The 17,788-nt window shown below is 67.5% G+C and carries 20 protein-coding genes; 7 read left to right on the forward strand and 13 right to left on the reverse strand.

The features are described from left to right. Position 1: 1 nt before the first annotated feature. Both EV646_RS36215 and EV646_RS36220 read right to left on the reverse strand, forming a co-directional pair. A complete protein-coding gene (locus EV646_RS36215; RefSeq protein WP_132156862.1) occupies positions 2-1,231 on the reverse strand; it encodes an NRAMP family divalent metal transporter in 1,230 nt (409 codons plus the stop codon). Then, positions 1,228-1,659 (reverse strand): hypothetical protein, encoded by a 432-nt coding sequence (locus tag EV646_RS36220; protein WP_132156864.1) that lies wholly within the window; start codon positions 1,657-1,659, stop codon positions 1,228-1,230. Before EV646_RS36220 ends, EV646_RS36215 begins: the two co-directional genes overlap by 4 nt. A 124-nt stretch (positions 1,660-1,783) precedes the next feature. Between EV646_RS36220 and EV646_RS36225 the strand changes: the two genes are divergently transcribed. Next, entirely contained in the window at positions 1,784-2,137 is a 354-nt protein-coding gene (locus EV646_RS36225; RefSeq protein ID WP_132156866.1) for a hypothetical protein, read from the forward strand. On the opposite strand, the gene EV646_RS36230 is transcribed toward EV646_RS36225, so the two are convergent. Further along, on the reverse strand, positions 2,134-2,670 hold the full coding sequence (locus tag EV646_RS36230; RefSeq protein WP_132156868.1) for an isochorismatase family protein: 537 nt from the start codon (positions 2,668-2,670) through the stop codon (positions 2,134-2,136). The two genes, EV646_RS36225 and EV646_RS36230, sit on opposite strands and share 4 nt — an antisense overlap. 148 nt (positions 2,671-2,818) lie before the next feature. Here EV646_RS36230 and gndA point away from each other — a divergent pair, with 148 nt between their 5' ends. After that, complete coding sequence (gene gndA, locus EV646_RS36235; RefSeq protein ID WP_132156870.1) at positions 2,819-4,258, forward strand: NADP-dependent phosphogluconate dehydrogenase; 1,440 nt, start codon at positions 2,819-2,821, stop codon at positions 4,256-4,258. Here gndA and EV646_RS36240 read toward each other — a convergent pair. Next, positions 4,255-5,646: an MFS transporter gene (locus tag EV646_RS36240; protein ID WP_132156872.1), complete on the reverse strand. Its 1,392-nt coding sequence runs from the start codon at positions 5,644-5,646 to the stop codon at positions 4,255-4,257. The genes gndA and EV646_RS36240 overlap by 4 nt on opposite strands. A gap of 72 nt (positions 5,647-5,718) precedes the next feature. Here EV646_RS36240 and EV646_RS36245 point away from each other — a divergent pair, with 72 nt between their 5' ends. The 4 genes from EV646_RS36245 (at position 5,719) to EV646_RS36260 (ending at position 8,156) form a co-directional block, all read left to right on the forward strand. Further along, complete coding sequence (locus tag EV646_RS36245) at positions 5,719-6,324, forward strand: TetR/AcrR family transcriptional regulator (protein ID WP_132156874.1); 606 nt, start codon at positions 5,719-5,721, stop codon at positions 6,322-6,324. A gap of 115 nt (positions 6,325-6,439) precedes the next feature. Further along, positions 6,440-6,889, forward strand: coding sequence for a DUF6319 family protein (locus EV646_RS36250; RefSeq protein ID WP_132156876.1), 450 nt, complete (start codon positions 6,440-6,442; stop codon positions 6,887-6,889). Between the two features lie 258 nt (positions 6,890-7,147). Beyond that, positions 7,148-7,684, forward strand: a complete 537-nt coding sequence (locus EV646_RS36255; RefSeq protein ID WP_132156878.1) for a DUF6817 domain-containing protein — start codon at positions 7,148-7,150, stop codon at positions 7,682-7,684. A 61-nt stretch (positions 7,685-7,745) separates the two neighbouring features. Continuing rightward, a complete protein-coding gene (locus EV646_RS36260) occupies positions 7,746-8,156 on the forward strand; it encodes a hypothetical protein (RefSeq protein ID WP_132156880.1) in 411 nt (136 codons plus the stop codon). Between the two features lie 181 nt (positions 8,157-8,337). Here the strand turns inward: EV646_RS36260 and EV646_RS36265 are convergent, their stop codons facing one another. The 9 genes from EV646_RS36265 to EV646_RS36305 form a co-directional block, all read right to left on the reverse strand. Further along, positions 8,338-9,060 carry a PIG-L deacetylase family protein gene (locus EV646_RS36265; protein ID WP_132156882.1) on the reverse strand — a complete coding sequence of 241 codons (723 nt, stop codon included), beginning with the start codon at positions 9,058-9,060 and terminating at the stop codon, positions 8,338-8,340. A 91-nt stretch (positions 9,061-9,151) separates the two neighbouring features. Further along, a complete protein-coding gene (locus EV646_RS36270; protein ID WP_132156884.1) occupies positions 9,152-10,450 on the reverse strand; it encodes a D-arabinono-1,4-lactone oxidase in 1,299 nt (432 codons plus the stop codon). Beyond that, positions 10,447-11,601: an amino acid deaminase/aldolase gene (locus EV646_RS36275; protein WP_132156886.1), complete on the reverse strand. Its 1,155-nt coding sequence runs from the start codon at positions 11,599-11,601 to the stop codon at positions 10,447-10,449. Before EV646_RS36275 ends, EV646_RS36270 begins: the two co-directional genes overlap by 4 nt. A 44-nt stretch (positions 11,602-11,645) precedes the next feature. After that, positions 11,646-12,290: a hypothetical protein gene (locus EV646_RS36280; RefSeq protein WP_132156888.1), complete on the reverse strand. Its 645-nt coding sequence runs from the start codon at positions 12,288-12,290 to the stop codon at positions 11,646-11,648. Between the two features lie 110 nt (positions 12,291-12,400). After that, positions 12,401-13,894: a M15 family metallopeptidase gene (locus tag EV646_RS40795; protein ID WP_277875156.1), complete on the reverse strand. Its 1,494-nt coding sequence runs from the start codon at positions 13,892-13,894 to the stop codon at positions 12,401-12,403. Positions 13,895-14,002: 108 nt separating this feature from the next. Then, the gene (dapC, locus tag EV646_RS36290; RefSeq protein ID WP_132156931.1) at positions 14,003-15,106 is read right to left on the reverse strand and encodes a succinyldiaminopimelate transaminase; all 1,104 of its coding nucleotides are present in this window, start codon (positions 15,104-15,106) and stop codon (positions 14,003-14,005) included. Between the two features lie 68 nt (positions 15,107-15,174). Continuing rightward, positions 15,175-16,029 carry an alpha/beta fold hydrolase gene (locus EV646_RS36295; RefSeq protein WP_132156890.1) on the reverse strand — a complete coding sequence of 285 codons (855 nt, stop codon included), beginning with the start codon at positions 16,027-16,029 and terminating at the stop codon, positions 15,175-15,177. Between the two features lie 5 nt (positions 16,030-16,034). After that, positions 16,035-16,637, reverse strand: a complete 603-nt coding sequence (locus EV646_RS36300) for a TetR/AcrR family transcriptional regulator (RefSeq protein WP_132156892.1) — start codon at positions 16,635-16,637, stop codon at positions 16,035-16,037. 51 nt (positions 16,638-16,688) lie between these two features. Beyond that, entirely contained in the window at positions 16,689-17,165 is a 477-nt protein-coding gene (locus EV646_RS36305; RefSeq protein WP_132156893.1) for a MarR family winged helix-turn-helix transcriptional regulator, read from the reverse strand. Positions 17,166-17,237: 72 nt separating this feature from the next. On the opposite strand from EV646_RS36305, the gene EV646_RS36310 reads away from it, so the two are divergent. After that, the gene (locus EV646_RS36310) at positions 17,238-17,633 is read left to right on the forward strand and encodes a DoxX family protein (protein ID WP_241996552.1); all 396 of its coding nucleotides are present in this window, start codon (positions 17,238-17,240) and stop codon (positions 17,631-17,633) included. The last annotated feature ends 155 nt before the right edge of the window (positions 17,634-17,788 follow it).

A 17,788-nucleotide genomic window follows, 5' to 3' on the forward strand; every position in this document is an offset into this window, starting at 1 on the left:
CTCACTGCCCGCCCTTCGTGATGATCATCAACGGGATCGCCGCAATCGATGCCACCAGCAACAACCCGAGATACACCAGCCCCAGCACATTCGTGACCGGACCGTTCCGGTTCTCGCCCATGTAATCGGGGTCGTTGGCAACGATCAGGATCGGCAGATAGGTCAACGGCAACGCCATCGCCGCGAACACCACCGAGTACTCCGTCACCTTCACCGGATCCACCGCCGTCAGCAGTACCAGGATCGACAACGCGAGGCAGATGATCATCACCAGATGGAACCGCGACGCCTGCCGCGGCCGGACGAACTTGCCCCACTGCCAGCCGTAGTACTGCCCGATCGTGTACCCGCACGACAACGCGGTCTCCAGCGCGGCCCCGAATGTTGCCGCGAACACCCCGATCAGCACGATCGCCAGCCCGAGCTTGCCCAGGGCAACCGCCGCCGGCAACGTCACCTGGGCGAGCGTGTCCACCTGAATGCCGACCGGCAGATAGAGCACCGCCGCGCAGCCCATGATTGCCAGCGACAGCAGCCCACCGAGCGGGAACCCGACGAACACGTTCGCCCGGGCGGTGATCAAATCCTCGCGACCCCACTTCTCCTCGACCCCACCCGACGAGAAGAAGAACACCTCGTACGGCGTCATCGCCGCGCCGAACAACGCGATCGCGTAATACCCGTAGGTCGCCCAGGTCTCGTGCCCGATCGGCCGCGGATTCGTTGCCTGGTGCATCAACTGGCCCCAGTCCGGCCCGAGCTTCCACAGCGCGACCGCGAACACGATCAGCAGCAGCCCCATCAGTCCGAACACTGTCTCCAGCCGGGAGAACTTCACCCGCCAGATCACCAGCCAGACCGCGAAGGCCGCCAGCGGGACCCAGAGTAGGTACTGAACGCCGCTGGCCAGCTCCAGCGCGAGCGCGACACCGCCGATCTCCGCGATGAGCGTGAGGAGAGTGACGAGAAACGAGGCGATCAAGGTGAGCAGCCCGGTCCGGCGGCCGAGCCGTTCCCGGATCAGGTCGAAGACCGGCCGTCCGGCGACCGCGACGACGCGCCCGCACATCTCGGCGTACAGGCAGATGCCGATCACCCCGACCAGCACGACCAGGCCGAGCCGCATCCCGAACCGGGCCCCGACCAGCGCGTTCGTGACCAGGTCGCCGATGTCGACGAAGCCGCCGATCGCGGTCAGGATGCCGAGCGTGACGGCCAGCAGCTTCTTCACTTGGCCGACTCCCCCAGCTCGTCCAGCTGCTCGCCGACCTTCTGTAGTTCCCCGACCTGCTGCTGAACCTTGGCGAGATTGCCGTTCACCAGCGCGATCCGGGTCTCGACCACGGCATCGCTTGCGGCGTCGAGGGCGTCGGAGTACCGGTCGTACGTCTGCCGGACGGTATCGGAACCGGGCTGCCGGGTGGCGAAGCTGCTGACGACCTTGTCGAGGGTCTGCTCGGAATCCTTGACCATGCTCGTTGCCGAAGGCACCCACAACTTGTGGTCGAGCAATTGCTGACTGATGAGCCGAACGGTGTTCACTTCGGACGCCGCTTCCCGCGCGGATCGTGCCCCCTCGGTCAGCATCTTCTGCTCCGAGTCGGCGCCACAGCCGGACAGTACGGTGAGCAAACAGGCCAGTACGGCGATCGCTCGCATCCACTCCTCCGAGTCCGATAGTCGGTCACCTGGCCAGTACCCGGGGATATGCGTTGACTAAGGCTGGACTTGCTAGGAACGGGACACCGCCAGCGGGTAGCGTCGTTGCTGAGGAGGTCGTGCAGTGAACCAGTTGCTGGACCGGATGCGGCAGTTGTGGCTGTCCCTCCATCCGCGGACGCGGGCGCTGGCGGTGCTCGCGCCATTCATCGCGCAGTACCACGCCATGACCGGCCAGGATCTGACCAACCGAGTGCTCGGCGACAGCGTCATGCTCGGCCTCGCGGCGATGTACGGCGCTTTGCCCCGGGCGGCCGAGCAGAGCGCTGAGAAGTGGCTCAGCGAATGCTCGGCGGCGGTCGACCGCGCGTCGAACCCGAACTGGCAGCTGAACCAGCACGCCAATGACCTGCTACCAGAGGTCTCAGAGGCAATCTGGCGCCGGCTCCACTACCTGGATTCCGGCGGGAGAAGTTAGCTGTCTTGGCTTAGGGCTGCGACGTACTCGGTGCCGCTGCAGGTGGTGCCCAGCCAGGGGAAGACGTACGAGACGGCGAACTCGTGGGCGTGTGCGTGCAGCCCCGTCATCGCGTCGGTGATGTAGACGGTCCGGTAGCCGAGGTCGTCCGCGGCCCGGCCGGTGGACTCGATCCCGAAGTTGGTCGCGATCCCGGCGAGCGCGACGGTGTCGATCCCGCGGGACCGCAGGATCTCGTCCAGACCGGTTCCCTGGAACGCCCCGACCGTCCGCTTCACGATCTCCACATCGCCCGGCTGCGGATCCAGCTCCGGCGCGAACCCACTCCCCTCCGGCTGCGTCTCCACCCCCGGCCGCTCGACCCGAACGTTCACGACCAACCCACCAGCCGCCCGAGTCGCCTTCGCCAGCGCCGCACACCGCTCCAGCACATCGACCCCAGCCAACGGCGCCGTCTCCAAGGCCACGATCCGCGACATCAGATCCACCAACACCAACGCCGTCTGCCGCGCCTCCAACCTCAACTCACCCATACCCCGACCCTATTTCAGCACCAGGCCCAGCCGTACGGCGGAATGGAGCGCGACGTCCACGGGTTGGCACCCGGTGGGCCGAGGGGTTGCCGCTGGCAGCAGACTGGGCTCTGGCAAAAGACCTCACCACTCACCCGCAGGAGATTCGATGAGTTCTGCTCCAGCCCAGATCGCTGTCACCGGCCTCGCGGTGATGGGCCGCAACCTGGCCCGGAACCTGGCGCGCAACGGGTTCCGCGTCGCCGTCCACAACCGGTCGAAGAGCCGGACGGACGCTCTGATCGAGGAGTTCGGTCACGAGGGTGAGTTCACCCCCGCCGACGACCTGCCCGCTCTGGTCGCGTCGCTGGAGCAACCGCGGAAGATCATCATCATGGTCAAGGCCGGCGAGCCGACCGACGCGGTGATCGACGAACTGGTCCCGCTGCTGGACGAGGGCGACATCGTCGTCGACGCCGGCAACGCGCACTTCGCCGACACCCGCCGCCGCGAGAACGCCCTGCGTGAGAAGGGCCTGCACTTCGTCGGCAGCGGCGTGTCCGGCGGTGAGGAGGGCGCGCTGAACGGCCCGAGCATCATGCCGGGCGGTTCGCCCGAGTCGTACGCCGCACTCGGCCCGATTCTGACCAAGATCTCCGCGCACGTGAACGGCGAGCCGTGCTGCGTGCACGTCGGACCGGACGGCGCCGGGCACTTCGTCAAGATGCTGCACAACGGTATCGAGTACGCCGATATGCAACTGATTGCAGAGGCGTACGACCTGCTCCGCCAAGTCCTCGGACTGTCCCCGGCCGAGCTGGCCGACGTGTTCCGGGACTGGAACAGTGGCGACCTCGAGTCGTTCCTGATCGAGATCACCGCGGAGGTGCTCAGCCAGGTCGACCCGACCACCGGCGGTCCGTTCGTGGACGTCGTACTGGACCAGGCGGAGCAGAAGGGCACCGGCCGGTGGACCGTGCAGGTCGCGCTCGACCTGGGCATCCCGGTGAGCGGCATGGCCGAGGCCGTCTTCGGCCGCTCGCTGTCGGGTGACGTCGTACGGCGGTCTGCGGCGGCCGGGGTGCTGCCGGGGCCGGCGGAGGCCAAGGCGGATGTGGATCGGGATGCGTTCATCGAGGACGTGCGGCACGCGCTGTACGCGTCGAAGCTGGTCGCCTACGCGCAGGGCTTCGACGCGATCAGGGCAGCGAGTGAGCAGTACGACTGGGACATCGACCTCGGTGCGATGGCGACGATCTGGCGTGGCGGCTGCATCATCCGGGCCCGCTTCCTGGACCGGATCAAGGAAGCGTACGACCGGAACCCGGCGCTGCCGTCGCTGCTCGTGGACGACTACTTCAAGGAAGCGGTCGCCAATGGGCAGGAGGCGTGGCGCCGAGTGGTCGCGACTGCAGCCTCAGTCGGCGTACCGGCACCAGGCTTCTCTGCCGCACTGTCGTACTACGACGGTCTGCGCGCAGAGCGGTTGCCGGCAGCACTGATCCAGGGCCTGCGCGACCTGTTCGGCGCACACACCTACCGCCGTGTCGACCGGGACGGCGCCTTCCACCTCGACTGGTCCGGCGACCGCACCGAGTCCCCGGCCTAGTCCCGCCCTGCGACTGCGTAGACCAGTAGCGCAGCCACGCACAGGAACCCTGCCGCGCCGAGGCTCGCCACGTTGAACCCGTGCACCGGGTCAGAGTGAGCCGCCACGGTCCCGGCCACTGTGCTGAGTAGCGCCGTACCGAGTGACGCACCAACCTGCTGCGACGTCATCACCATGGCGCCGGCCACCGCACTGTCGGGGCCGGCGCCCAGGGTGGCTGTGCTGTTCGCCGTGACCAGCACCCAGCCGGTGCCGAGTCCAACCAGCAGGAACACCGGGAGCACGTGGAGCCAGTAGCTGCTGTCTGACTTGAGAAGGCCGAGCAGTGCGAGTCCTGCAGCGATCGTCAGCAGCCCTGGACAGATGAGTGATCGCACCGAGGCTCTGGCTAGCAGCGGGCTTACCGCGCGTACACCTGCCATCAGCCCCACCGTCAGCGGCAAGAAGGCCAGACCCGCCTTGACCGGTGTGTAGTGCTGGATGTTCTGCAGGTAGAAGGTCAGGAAGAACAACGCGGCGAACATGCCTACGGCGAGGCTGAACACCGCGAGGTATGAGCCACCGCGTCGACGGTCCAGCACGACTCTCAGTGGGAGCAGGGGTGTTGCGACCTTCGCCTGGACTGCGACGAACGCTGTGAGCAACAGGACGCCGGCCGCCAACGGCAGGAATGTCGTTGGCGCTTCCCAGCCGTCTGGCTCAGCGCTTGCGAATCCGAACACCAGGGCCATCAGGCCGGCGGTAGCCAAGACCGCTCCGGCGACGTCGACTTTTACGGTGCTGGGGCGCTCCTCCGGGCATACGGCGTACATGACTCCTGCTGCGGCAAGTGCGGCGATCGGGAGGTTGACGTACATGCACCAGCGCCAGTCGGCGTAGTCGGTGAGCACTCCGCCGACCAGGACGCCCAGGCCTGACGAGCTGCCCATGGCTGTGCCGTAGATGCCGAACGCCTTTCCACGCTCAGCGGGTAGCGGAAAGGCGGTGGCCAGGGTCGCCAGCACGGCCGGCGTGAGCAGCGCGCCGAAGACGCCTTGCAGGGCTCGGCCGGTGAGCAGCATCGCCGGGCCGGTGGCTGCGCCACCCACTGCGGAGGCGGCGGCGAAGCCGGTCAGCGCGATCAGCAGGATGCGTCTGCGGCCGATGAGGACGGTGATGCGACCGCCGAGCAGCAGGAGGCCGCCGTACCCGAGGGCGAAGAGGGTGATCACCCACTGGCGCGTGGGGTCGGAGAGGCCGAGTGAGCGCTGCACGGACGGCAGCGCGATGTTCATGATCGTAAGGTCGATCCCGATCATCAGCTGCGCCGTCGCAACCGCGGCAAGCGCCCACCAGCGTCGTACGTCAGGTGTCGGCCCGGCCTCTGCCGATTGTGTGCTTGTGTCCATGCGTTTTCCTTAGGTGGACAGTTGTAGTGCTACGACTGTAAGGCAACGAGTGTTGCACTACAATCGGTTTCCATGGACGCGACTTCCTCTTCGCCGGCGCGGGGCCGCAATCGGCGCGGGCAGGGCGAACTGCTGCGCCGCGAGATCATCGACGCGACCTTGCGGATGCTGAACGAACTGGGTGATGACGAGGCGCTGTCTCTGCGCGCAGTCGCACGGGAGGTGGGAATCGCGGCGACGTCCGTCTACATCCACTTCGCCGACCGGGACGAACTCGTCTCGGCGGCCCTGGAGCAGTGCGCAGCCGACCTGCTGCGCGATCAGGCTCAGCCCGTGGACGGTGATCCGGTGGCGCAACTACGGGCGCGACTGGTGTTTCTGGGCGCGTGGGTTCGCGACAACGGGGGTCTGTACAAGGTGCTGCACGAGAGCAGCATCAACCAGCGGATGCATCTGGCATTCAAGGACGAGCTGAACTCCGCGACCGTCGTAGCTGTGCAGCGATGCATGGATGCTGGACTCGCCCCCGCTGACGACGCTGCCGCGGTTGCGCTCGATCTTCGCGCCGCGGTGCACGGCGCGGTCTCGCTGCGGGTGAACGAACCAGGTACGGCGTTTCCGCCGCTCGAGGAGCAGGTCGACCGATTCCTGATCAAGCTGGTCGGAGTGCGTCTGTAGCCGGGCGGTTGTCATGACAGGGGAATTGGCGCTAGGGATCGAACGTATGTTCTAATAGACTCTCAGCGCCAGCCCGCTCACGGCGGGCGATGTTCATGAAGGAGATCGCCGCAACATGACTGTAGACACTCTGGCAGCAGAACCGCGGACCGACGTCGCCGACACTCCCGACGACCTGGCCGGAACTTCGCCTGCCTCCCCCGAGGTCGCGTCACCCGACGACGTGACCCCAGTTGCCGAAGCTGTGGACGCCAAGCCGAAGAAGGCTCCGGCGAAGAAGGCCGCGGCCAAGAAGACCAAGACCCTCGAACTGACGCTCACCGTGACCGGCACGGCCGACGGCGAGTGGCATGCCGAGCTCAAGCAGGGCAGCACCTACCTGGCCCGCGGCCTCGCCGTCGCGGCGGCGGCGGTGTCCCGCGCCGCCAAGGAACTCCACGAGGACCTCTCCACCCCCATCGACGAGGTCATCGAAGCCGCTCGCGAACAGCAAGCCGCCAAGGTAGCCGCCCTCGAAGCCGAGCTGGAAGCAGCCCGCAAAGCCCTCGCCGACCTCGAGGACTAATCACCCAGGCGGCCGTTGCCTGGCAGCTGGCGACCGCCTCACCAAAGCCAGTTCGTGCTGCTGTAGCCATCCCTCCGGCTACAGCAGCACCAACTGCCCCCAACCACCAGATCCGGCGGTGGGTTCTGGCGGGTGTGGGATGGGGAGTTGTGATGTAGTCGGCGCGCCGGATTGGTGGGCGGGAGGGGGAGGGAGGCCTTACCGTGATTGCCTGGGCCGATCCTGGTGGGCCCTGGCCGCTCCGGATGAAGGGGTCAGATGAGCGCTTTTCAGGACATGGGATCGTTGTTGCTGGTTCGGGGGGCGGATGAGCTCGAGCATGCCGGTGGGAGTCTGTACGTCCACCTGCACCGGGTCGCCAAGCGGCTCACCACGCTCGGTGCCTCCGACACCCTGATCCTGGCCGGGCTCGCGCACGCGGCGTACGGGACCGATGGTTTCCCGACCCACCTCTTCGACTGGCAGACCGAGCGTTCGGTCCTTGAAGCCGTCATCGGAACCGAGGCGGAGCTGATCGTCTACCGGTACGGCGCCTGCGACCGCGAAACCACCTGGCGCGACCTCGCCGAGCACCACACCGTCACCGACCGCTTCACCGGCACCTCGGAAGAGCTGTCGGTCGCCGACCTGCGCGACCACATCGACCTCACCATCGTCAACGAGCTCGACGTCCTCGACCACGCGCCGGCGCTGGCGCCCAAACTCCGCCCCTTCCTCCAGGAACAAATCCCCCGCTGGCAGTCGCTCGCCTCCCCCGCCGTCCTGGCCGAGTCCCACCGCGTCCTCCAACTCTGATCCGCGCACTCCGGGGGTGGGTTTGCTGGAAAAGTGGTGCGGCGCGACGGATGATCGGGGTATGGCCCGGTATGAAGTGGTTGCTCGCACGAAGACCGATCGACGACTGTCCGACACCGAGTACATCGAGCTCGCGCTCAGGTCCTCCTCGCTGGACAAGGGGATGACGTTCCAGCGCGTCTCCGACCTGCCGGACGGGACGGTTGCCATCGTCCTCCAGCAGAAGATGAGCCCTCGCAAGCACGACGCCGCACACTGCATGGCGACTCGCAGCCTGGCTCAGCTCGGCTTCCCCGCCACCCAGATCCAGCAGATCGACCTGCACCGCCTCTCCCGCAAGGGCCGCACCCTGGTCAGGTCCTGGTACACACCCCAGGAGCCGCCCGGCGACCCATCCGGCGACCGCGAGCCCCGCCGCCCGGCGCCCAACCCGCCGTACTTGAAAGCAGCCCTCGAACTTCCAGGCGAGTAGCCAAGGAAGGGCCGCACACAGCCCGGCAAACACCGGGTCGCCAACTCGGCCCGCGGCCTCGATGCCCCCGGGCGGTTTCCGGAAATTGGTTTGCGCTGGGTGGCAGCGATCTTCCGGAAAGCGCAGCACACCAGGCACCGGCGGTGGTCTGCGGGTCGCGGGGTTCGGTGGGGCGCATTGTTTATGGGGTGAAGACTTCGAAGCGGGTGGCGTAGGTGGTGCCTAGGCGGGTGCCCGTGGCTCGGGCTGCGGACTCGAGGAACTCGGCGGGGTCGAAGTCGGGGTTGTTGAGGCCGTCGAGGTAGGCCTTGTGGGCCTTGAGGGATTGGACGCCCAGGTCGAAGGTGTCGGTGATGTCGGCGGCGTGGCGGGACTGGGGTGAGCCGCCGGCCCAGACCTGGCGTACGCCGGTCCACTGGTCTCCGGCGTCGGGGAAGATCCAGCGGTTCGCCGCGTCGCGGGCGGCGTCGAGGGTGGCGCGGCCGGTGCTGATGTGGTCGGCCTGGTTGAGCGCTACGTCGCCGTCCCAGGTGTCGCGGAAGTTGTTGGTGATGACGATCTCCGGCTGGTACCGCCGGATCACCGCGGTGATGACGCGGCGGAGCGCGACGCCGTACTCGATGGTGCCGTCGGGCTGGCCGAGGAACTCCACCGACGAGACGCCGACGATGCGTGCGGATTCGATCTGCTCGGCTTCGCGGACCGCGCCGCACTCGGCCGGGTCGACGCCGTCGATGCCGGCCTCGCCGGAGGTGAGCAGGCAGTACACGACTTCCTTGCCCTGCGCGGTCCATCGCGCGATCGCCGCGGCGGACCCGAACTCCAGGTCATCCGGGTGCGCGACCACCGCCAGAGCTTTCTGCCAGTTCTCGTCCACCGGTTCCAAGGGCTGTACACCAGTCATTACCGCAGGCTAGTCCCCAATCCGCTGACGCCGAAACCTTCTCTGCCCGAAGATGCACTCCTGGTAGTCCACGACATCCACAGCCGCGGGACTAGCCGAAGACCTGGCGGGTGTAGGGGTTTTCGAAGGTTCGCGTGGGGTCCAGGCGGTCCCGGACGGCCAGGAAGTCTTTGAAGTGGGGGTAGCGGGCGGCCAGGTCGGCAGCGGTGAGGGTGTGGAGTTTGCCCCAGTGCGGGCGGGCCTTGTAGTCGGCGACAATGCGTTCGAAGGCTTGGAAGTACCGGTCGTGGGAGAGGCGGTGGTACTGGTGGATGGCGATGTAGGCGGTATCGCGGCCGTTGGCGGTGGAGAGCCAGATGTCGTCCGCCGCGGCGACCCGCACCTCGATCGGGAACGGGATCCGCTCGCCTGAACTGTCGATCCAGTCGCGCAGGCGGCGGATCACCTCGACCACGTTTTCGCGCGGTACGGCGTACTCCGACTCGCGGAACACCACGTTGCGCTCCGAGCAGAACACCTTGTACGACGCGTCGACGTACTCGCGGGCCGACAACGCGCGGGACGCGATCCGGTTGATCCGCGGAACCAGAGAAGGCTGCCGGACCGACAACCGGTTGGTCAGCTCGAACACCTTGTTCGACAGCAGTTCGTCGTCGACCCAGCCGCGGACACGGCCGACCGGAGACGCGCCGACGCCGGCCTCGACGCGGTTGTTCCGCTTGGTCAGCGCGAGGTCGGTGTGCGGGAACCAGTAGAACTCGAAGTGATCGTTGCCATCGGCAAGTTCATCGAAGCCGTGCAGTACGTCGCCCAACGGCATCGGCATCTCCTGCGCGCGGAGCAGGAACGCCGGCACGCACTGCAGCGTGAGCGAGCTGATCACGCCGAGCGCACCGATCGAGACGCGGGCCGCCGCGAAGACGTCCGGGTTCTCCTCGGCGGAGCAGTGCAGCACGGAGCCGTCCGCGGTGACCAGGTCGAGCGCGACGATCTGCGTGGCGAGGCCGCCGAGCCGCGCGCCAGTGCCGTGCGTACCGGTGGAGATCGCGCCGGAGATGGTCTGTTTGTCGATGTCGCCGAGGTTCGCCATCGCGAGGTCGAAGGCGGCAAGCCCTGCGTTGAGCTTGCGCAGCCCGGTGCCCGCGCCGACGGTGACTCGACCGGAGCTCTGATCGGCGTGCGTGATGGACGCAAGGCCGTCGAGCCGGACCATCACCTGCTCTGGCACTGAGCAGCCGGTGAACGAGTGCCCGGCGCCGACCGCCTTCAGCTTCTTGCCCTGCTCAGCCGCGGCCTTCACGGCCGAAGCGAGCTCGTCGACCGAGCCTGGGCGCAGGATCTCCACGCCGGTCGCCGACTCGGTGCCGGCCCAGTTGCGCCAGGTGCTCATCCGAAGTTCTTCCCTTCGCCCCGATAGGTGGCGAGCTCGGTCAGCTCGTCGCCGTCGATCGCGTACAGGATGTCGAAACGCTCCAGCATCTCGCCCGCCTTCGCGTACCGCATCCAGACCCGGTCTCCAAGCTGCAGCCCTTCGGCGGAACTACCAAGGACCGGAGTCTGCACTTCTCCAGCACCTTCTGTGCCCAACAGCTTCAGCCCGGCCGGCCAAGCCGGCAGCGGCAGGCGGGACTTCTTGGCCGGCCCGGAGGCGACGTAACCGCCGCCGAAGAGCGTGGCGATCCGAGGAGCAGGACGCCGTACGACGTCCAGCGCATAGGCGACCGCATGCGATGGCTGGAAGACGTCGTACTTGTCGAAGAGGGTCGGGCCGTAGAGACCGGAGCCGGCGGTGACCTCGGTGACGCCCGGGTCGGCGCTGCTGATCTCGAGGCTGCCGGTGCCGCCGCTGTTGACGAGGCGCACCGGCGCCAACTGCTTGACCGCGTCCACCACGGCGCCCCGCCGGTCGGCGAGCTCGTGGGCCGAGCGGCGCTTCACCCAGCGGACCGCGGGCGACGTGTCGGGGAGACCGGCGATCTGGGCCTCGTAGAACATCACGCCGGCAAGCTCGAACGCCTCATCGGCGACGACTTGCCGAGCGAGTGCGACGACGTCGTCCGGAGTGCGCAGAGGCGAGCGTCGTACGCCGAGATGCTGGCCCAGCACACGCAGAGACGCGTCCACGTCAAGGCAGACCTGCAGACGCATGCCGTCGCCAGCCACTGACTTGATCAGCGCGAGGTGCTCGGCAGAGTCGACCATCAAGGTGATGCGCGCGGCCGCTTCCGGGTCGGCGGCCAACGAGCGGAGAGCGGAACGATGGACGGTCGGGTAGCCGAGCAGGATGTCGTCGACGCCGTTCCGGGCGAGCCACAGCGCTTCGGGCAGCGCGTAGCTCATCACCCCGTGGAAGCCGGGCCGCTCGAGGGCCGCCGCGAGCAGCGCGCGGCAGCGGACCGACTTGGACGCGACCCGGATCGGCGTCCCCGCCGCGCGGCGGACCAGATCGTCCGCGTTCCGCCGGAACGCGGCCAGGTCGACGACCGCGTACGGCGCGTCGAGGCCCGCGGTCAGGCGGGTGTAACGGTCGAAGTCACCCATAGGGGGAGTGTAGGACAACAAATACTGAAAGGTAATACAACTTCTCAAGGAGAGTCGACGACCGCCTCGAGCGCCGGTACGACGCTGTGCGCCCAGGCAGCCGGCTTGTCGATGGAGGCCGCCGCGAGTAGCGCCACCGTGGAGCCCTGCAGGACCGAGACGTCGGCGTAAGCCTCGGCCCCCGCGTATCGCCGTACTGAGGCCGCTGCACTGTCCTCCGACCACAGCGGCGTCACGCTGAGGTCGCCACCTGAGCCGCACGCCGTCATGCGGGCCTGGTAGCCGGTGCGGTAGGCGGCAGCCTTGGCTGGGTCGGCGAAGCGGAGAAGCAATGCGGTGGCGGGTTGGGCGTCTGCTGTTCGATAGGCGCCTTGCAGTGCGTACTGCGGCACCGGCAGCGAGCCGGTGGGCAGCTTGCCTGCACAGCCCAGTGGCAGCGCCTCGAAGGCCGCCTGATGCGCGGCACGCTTCCGAGTCCAGGTCTTGTTACCCAGAAAGCCCTCCTCGACTCCGCCCGGGTCCACATAGGTCTTCCAGCCGGTGCCAAGCTTCTCTGGCGTCGGCAGGTTGCGCGCAGTCAGTGGACCAGCAGTAGCAGGTGGCGGCGCGGTCGCCTCCTCGGGCAGCTCGGGCGGCACTGCGGCATCCGTTGGCGGCGCGCTGCTGAGCGTCACTGTCGGAACAGGCACCGTCCCACCGACAGTGGTGGGGATAGGAGTCGAGACGGCGGCCTGCGGCTCCGAGCCAGCACCGCTACACCCAACCAGCAGCAACATCGCCACTCCAAAGACGATCGCTCTCATTTCGGCTGGAAGTGCTGGTAGTCGGGCTTGCTCCACCGAGCACCCCAGAAGTAGCCCTGCGATGCCAACGCCTTGGTTGGGGTGCTGGTGTAGTACAGCATGCCCGGGCGGGAGTTGGAGCGGTCGCGGTACGAGAGGCCGTTGGAGGGATACCAGACGTTGTTGGCCGCCAGGTACGGGTTCTCGACGGTGTTGATGTCGATGGCCCAGCCGTACGAGTGCGGCGACAGCGCATACGGGTTGCCCGTCACGCGACGGCAGTTGAAGACGGAGGTGTTGTCGGCCTCCATCGACTTGATGTCGCTGCCGCCGTACGCGTCGACCCGTCGCATCTGACGGATCGGGAACCTGGCCGCGAGCCCGGCAGACCAGACCGCGATCATCTTCGACACCGCGGCGTCCCGGACGATCAGCTCACCCCGATGGACCTTGTGGTCGAAACCCCAGTAATTCAAGACGAGTAGCCGCAACGACGACGGCCCGACCGGACAGCCCGAGCGGTAGGTGTACGGCACCATCGCGGCTGAGACGGCGTACACCTTCGGGTTGACGACGATCTTGACCACGATCTTGACTGTGGCGGAGTACTCCATGGCCGCCTGCGTGACTCCACGGGTCAGCACCCGGACCGTGCGGGTCGCCGGAACGTTGTCCGGCACCGGCAGCCGGAACTTGCCATAGGCATCCATCTTCGCGACGGAGAGCAGCCCCCACTTGCCACTGCCGAGGTACTGCTGCAGCCCGAGCTCCTTGCCCGGCTCGGCCGGGTTCATCCGGCCGGTGACCGCGACGCCGGTGAGCGTCCCGTACGCCGAGGCCGGCGTGTTCAGCAGGATCTTCCGGTCCCCGATCGTGACAGTTCTGGTCGGCGAGATCGCCAGCGCGGTCTCGGCGCTCCCTCCGATCATCGTCTGGAAGGCCCAGGTTCCAGCCGCGGGGGCAACGTAGCTGAGCTTGTAGACGCCGCCGGTTGTGGTCCGGGTATAGGCGCGCAGCACCCAGGTCGGACCTGGAAGCCGTTGCCAGAGGGAGATGAACAAGCCGGTCATCGCGTTGCTGGTCTTTCCGGTAAACACCGTCGGGCGGTCCTCCCAGGACGCGGCCGGCTGATCCAACGTGACCGACCACGCCGCCTCAGCCGCGGGCGCGGGCGTGGGGGTGGGGGTCGGCGTGACCACCTCGTCGGCCGGCGGTGCAGGCGTCGAAGGCGGCGGTGTCTCGGGTGCAGGCGTCGACGGCGTCTCGCTCGACGGCGGCGGCGTCTCGTCCGCTTGCTTCGACGTCGAAGATTCCGACGTCGAAGGGTTCGACGTCGAAGGGTTCGACGTCGAAGGGTTCGATGGTTCGGACGTCGAAGTTTCCGATGGTGAAGGTTTCGACGTCGAAACAGTCGGCGACGCCGGATCGTCCACCGCCTCCGCACCCGGCGGAATCAACCCCAGCGTCAGTACCGCCCCGGCCAGCGCCACCCCAATGGCACGCAACGTCATGCGTCCGCCCCCTCCCTCACCGGGACCGGACGAGGTCCCGCAGCCGCTACTTACCCAGATAAGAAGCGCTCGAAGAGGGGGACGTCACAGAAACCGCAAAAGTTTGCGTTACTCCTGCAGTCGCTTCACGGCGGCGTCGATGCGCTCGTCCGTCCCGGTCAGAGCCACCCGGACGTGGCGCTCCCCCGCCGTACCGTAGAAGGCTCCTGGTGCGACCAGGATGCCGCGGTCCGCGAGTGCGCCGACTGAGCCGTAGGCGTCGTACGACGGGTGCTCAGCCCACAGGTACAGCCCGCCGTTGGACAGCGTGATCACCCAGCCCGCGTCGGTCAGCGCATCACGCAGCACCGACCGCCGGCGCAGGTACCGAGCGCGCTGCTCGTCGACATGCGTGTCGTCGGCGAACGCGGCAGCCATCGCGGCCTGGATCGGCGACGGCACCATCAGACCCGCGTGCTTGCGGACCGACAGCAACTCGGCAACCACCGCCGGGTCACCGGCAACGAAGCCACCGCGGTAGCCGGCCAGGTTTGACCGCTTCGACAGTGAGTGCACCGCCAGCAAGCCGTCGAAACTCCCGCCACACACGGAAGGGTGCAGCACAGACACCGGCCGCGAGTCCCAGCCGAACTCGGCGTAGCACTCGTCACTGACCAGCAGCACGTCGTTGGCTCGCGCCCACTCGACCGCACGCCGCAGGTCATCCGCTGACGTGATCTCACCCGACGGATTGCGCGGCGAGTTCAGGTAAGCGACCCGCACCGGCCCCGCGTCGTACGTCGTCGGATCCACGACCGGCACACTCGCGGCCCGGGCAAGCGCCGCACCGGCCTCGTACGTCGGGTAGGCCAGGTCCGGGATGAGCACAGTGTCGCCGGCGCCGATGCCGAGCAGCGTCGGCAGCATCATGATCAGCTCCTTGGTGCCGATCACCGGCAGTACGCCGGTCTGCGGGTCGACCCCGGCCACGTCGAGACGCCGCGCCATCCAGTCCACCGCCGACTGCCGCGCGGTCGCCGTACCGATGGTGGTCGGGTACGCCGGCGCGTCGGCCGCGTCGGCGAGTGCCTTCTTGATCAGGTCCGGCACTGGGTCCACCGGGCTGCCGATGGACAGGTCGACGATGCCGTCGGGATGCGCCGCCGCCTTCTGCTTGTACGGGGCGAGCTTGTCCCACGGGAAGTCGGGCAACCGGCTGGAGGTCTCGAAGATCACTCCCGCATTCTCTCCTGCCCGCCCGCACGCCCGTCAGCAGGCGCTCGCTCCGCGAGAAGACCGCCTCAGCGTCGGTCGGCAGGCGCCCGCTCGGCGAGGAACACGACCGCCTTCTTCACCAGGTCGGCGTCCCGCAGTACTCGTCGATGCCCGAGCCCCTCACTTGTCTCGAGCCGCGCCTCCGGCCACCAAGCGGCAAGCTCGACGCTGCCCTGGTACGACGTCTCAGGATCCGCGCGATCGTGGATCACCAGGAGCGGCGGCAGCTCGGCTCGGCCTGCGAGCACCGACTCCATCCGGAAGCCATCCATCGGACCGAACCGCGCTTCGAAACGACGCAGGAAGCCGGCCCGGATCCGCGGACCGAAGCCGAGGAACGACTGCATATAGTCGAGCCACTCGGTGAAGTCGGTCGCGGTCGCCACGAACACGACCCGATCGACAACCAGGCCGTCGCGAAGAGCAAGCGCAGTCGCCGGTGCGCCCAATGAATGCGCGATGACGCCGTACGCCGGGCCTTGCGCGGCAACCACCGCCGTCAGCGCATCGGCGAGTTCCAGCAGCGTCGATCGTCCTTTGCCCTCGATGCCCGGCTCGGAGTCGCCGTGGCTTGGGGCGTCGTACGTGATCACGCGGAAGCCCAGGTCGACCAGCGGCCGGATGTACGCCGCGAGTTGCAGACCCCAGCCACCCCAGCCATGGACGAGATAGACGGCCGGACCCTCGCCGTACGACTGACCACGGATCCCGGCGACCGAGAACGACGTTGCCGCCGGCAACTCACCCCGCGGCCGCCGCTTCTCGGCCGGTACGACGGGGACGCCGAACCAGAGCCGGTCGAGCCAGCGGGTGCCGAGCGCCGGCGCGACCCGCTCCAGCAGGTCAAAAGTCCGAACGATCGTGCTTTTCTGTAGCGACACGTTGATCACTCCACGACAGACACGGCCTGGAGCAGCGCTTCGAAAGCCGTGCGCGCCTTGTCCTCGGCCTTGGGATCGGCCAGCAGACGGCCGGAGTGGTGGTACGACAGCAGGATGCCCTTGACGTCGAAGGCGTACTGCTCAGGATCAGCGTCGGGCCGGAAGTGACCCTCGCTCAAACCGGTCCGGAAGACGTTGGCGACCAGGTCCGCGTGATCGCGCTCGGCGCCGACCACCCGGTCGCGAACCGGACCTGGTGGCGCGTCATCGAGTTCAGCCGCAACGCTGGCGAAGAAACAGCCGCCTGGAAGGGCGAGGTCGCCAGTAGCCCAACGGAGCTGGCGGTCGAAAAGGTCGCGTGCGCGCGGCTCACCCCGCGGCGCTTTGAGGGCCGGCCGGACCACCCGCTCGGTGTAGAGATCCGCCGCCCGCTCGACCACCGCGAGCTGGAGCTGCTCCTTGGACTTGAAATGCGCGAACAGGCCGCTCTTGGACAGCTGCATCCGATCGGCCAGCAGCCCGATCGTGAGCCCACCCAGCCCGGTCGCACTCACGATCCGCGCTGCTTCATCCAGCACCGCGGCCCGAGTTTCCTCCCCCTTACTCACACCCCGATAAAAGCACGACCGTTCGCATCCTGGCAAGAGCGCGGCAAGGGGTCAGCAGGACTTGTCCGGGTCGATCTTGGCGAGGATCTGGTCGGCGATGACCTTCAGCTGCGCGATCTGCTCCGGGGTGAGCGCGTCGACGACGTACTCGCGGACGGTCGCGACATGACCGGGCGCGGCGGCGACGAGGATCTCGTAGCCGCTGTCGGTGATGGTGGCGACGGTGATCCGGCCATCGTCCTCGGCCGGGCGGCGTTCGACGAAGCCGCGCTGCTCGAGGCGTTTGACTACATGCGAGAGCCGCGACAGCGAGCCGTTCGCGAAGCCCGCCAGGTCACTCATCCGGCGCGACCGCCCAGGCGACTCGGACAGGCCGGCGAGCACGAGGTACTCGAAGTGGGTCAGGCCGGAGTCCCGCTGCAGCTGGTAGTCGAGCACGCCGGGCAGCTTGAAGGTCAGGGCGGCCAGCGACATCCATGCTGCCAGCTCGTCCTTTTCGAGCCACCGAGGCTCCCCACTTCCCGCCATGACGGCATTCTACCCAGTTAGTTGACGCTTCAAGTCAACTAGGCCTACGGTTTGAGTTGAAGCGTCAACCAAATGACCGAGAGTGTGGACATGAACATCTTTCTGTGGATCGTCGCCGGGCTGCTGGCCGCGGCCTTCCTGGCTGCCGGACTGACCAAACTGACCCAGGATCGGCGCAAGCTGATCGCCAACCCGAACATGGCCTGGACCCAGGACTTCTCCGCCAGGACGATCAAACTGATCGGGACCGCGGAGACCCTCGGCGCGCTCGGCCTGATCCTGCCCGGCGCGTTCGACATCGCCCCGATCCTGGTCCCGCTCGCCGCCACCGGGCTCGCCGTCATCATGATCGGCGCGATCATCACCCACGCCCGCCGCAAGGAGCCGCAGGCGATCGCCATCAACGCCGTACTCCTGATCCTTGCCGTCCCGGTCGCCATCTTCCGCTTCGGCCCCAACAGCTTCTGACCGGCCGACGTTTGGTGGGTTCACCAATCATCGTGTGGGTTCGCCGTCGGAATACGGGCAGGGAACCCAGGCGGGCTCAAGGAGTGATTGCAACACCTTTCGGTTGAAGGGGTGTTGTGATGGGTGCTCGTGGTGGTCGTCCTCGGTTGCCGGTG

The sequence above is a fragment of the Kribbella antiqua genome, assembly GCF_004345665.1.
Classification (GTDB): Bacteria; Actinomycetota; Actinomycetes; order Propionibacteriales; family Kribbellaceae; genus Kribbella; species Kribbella antiqua.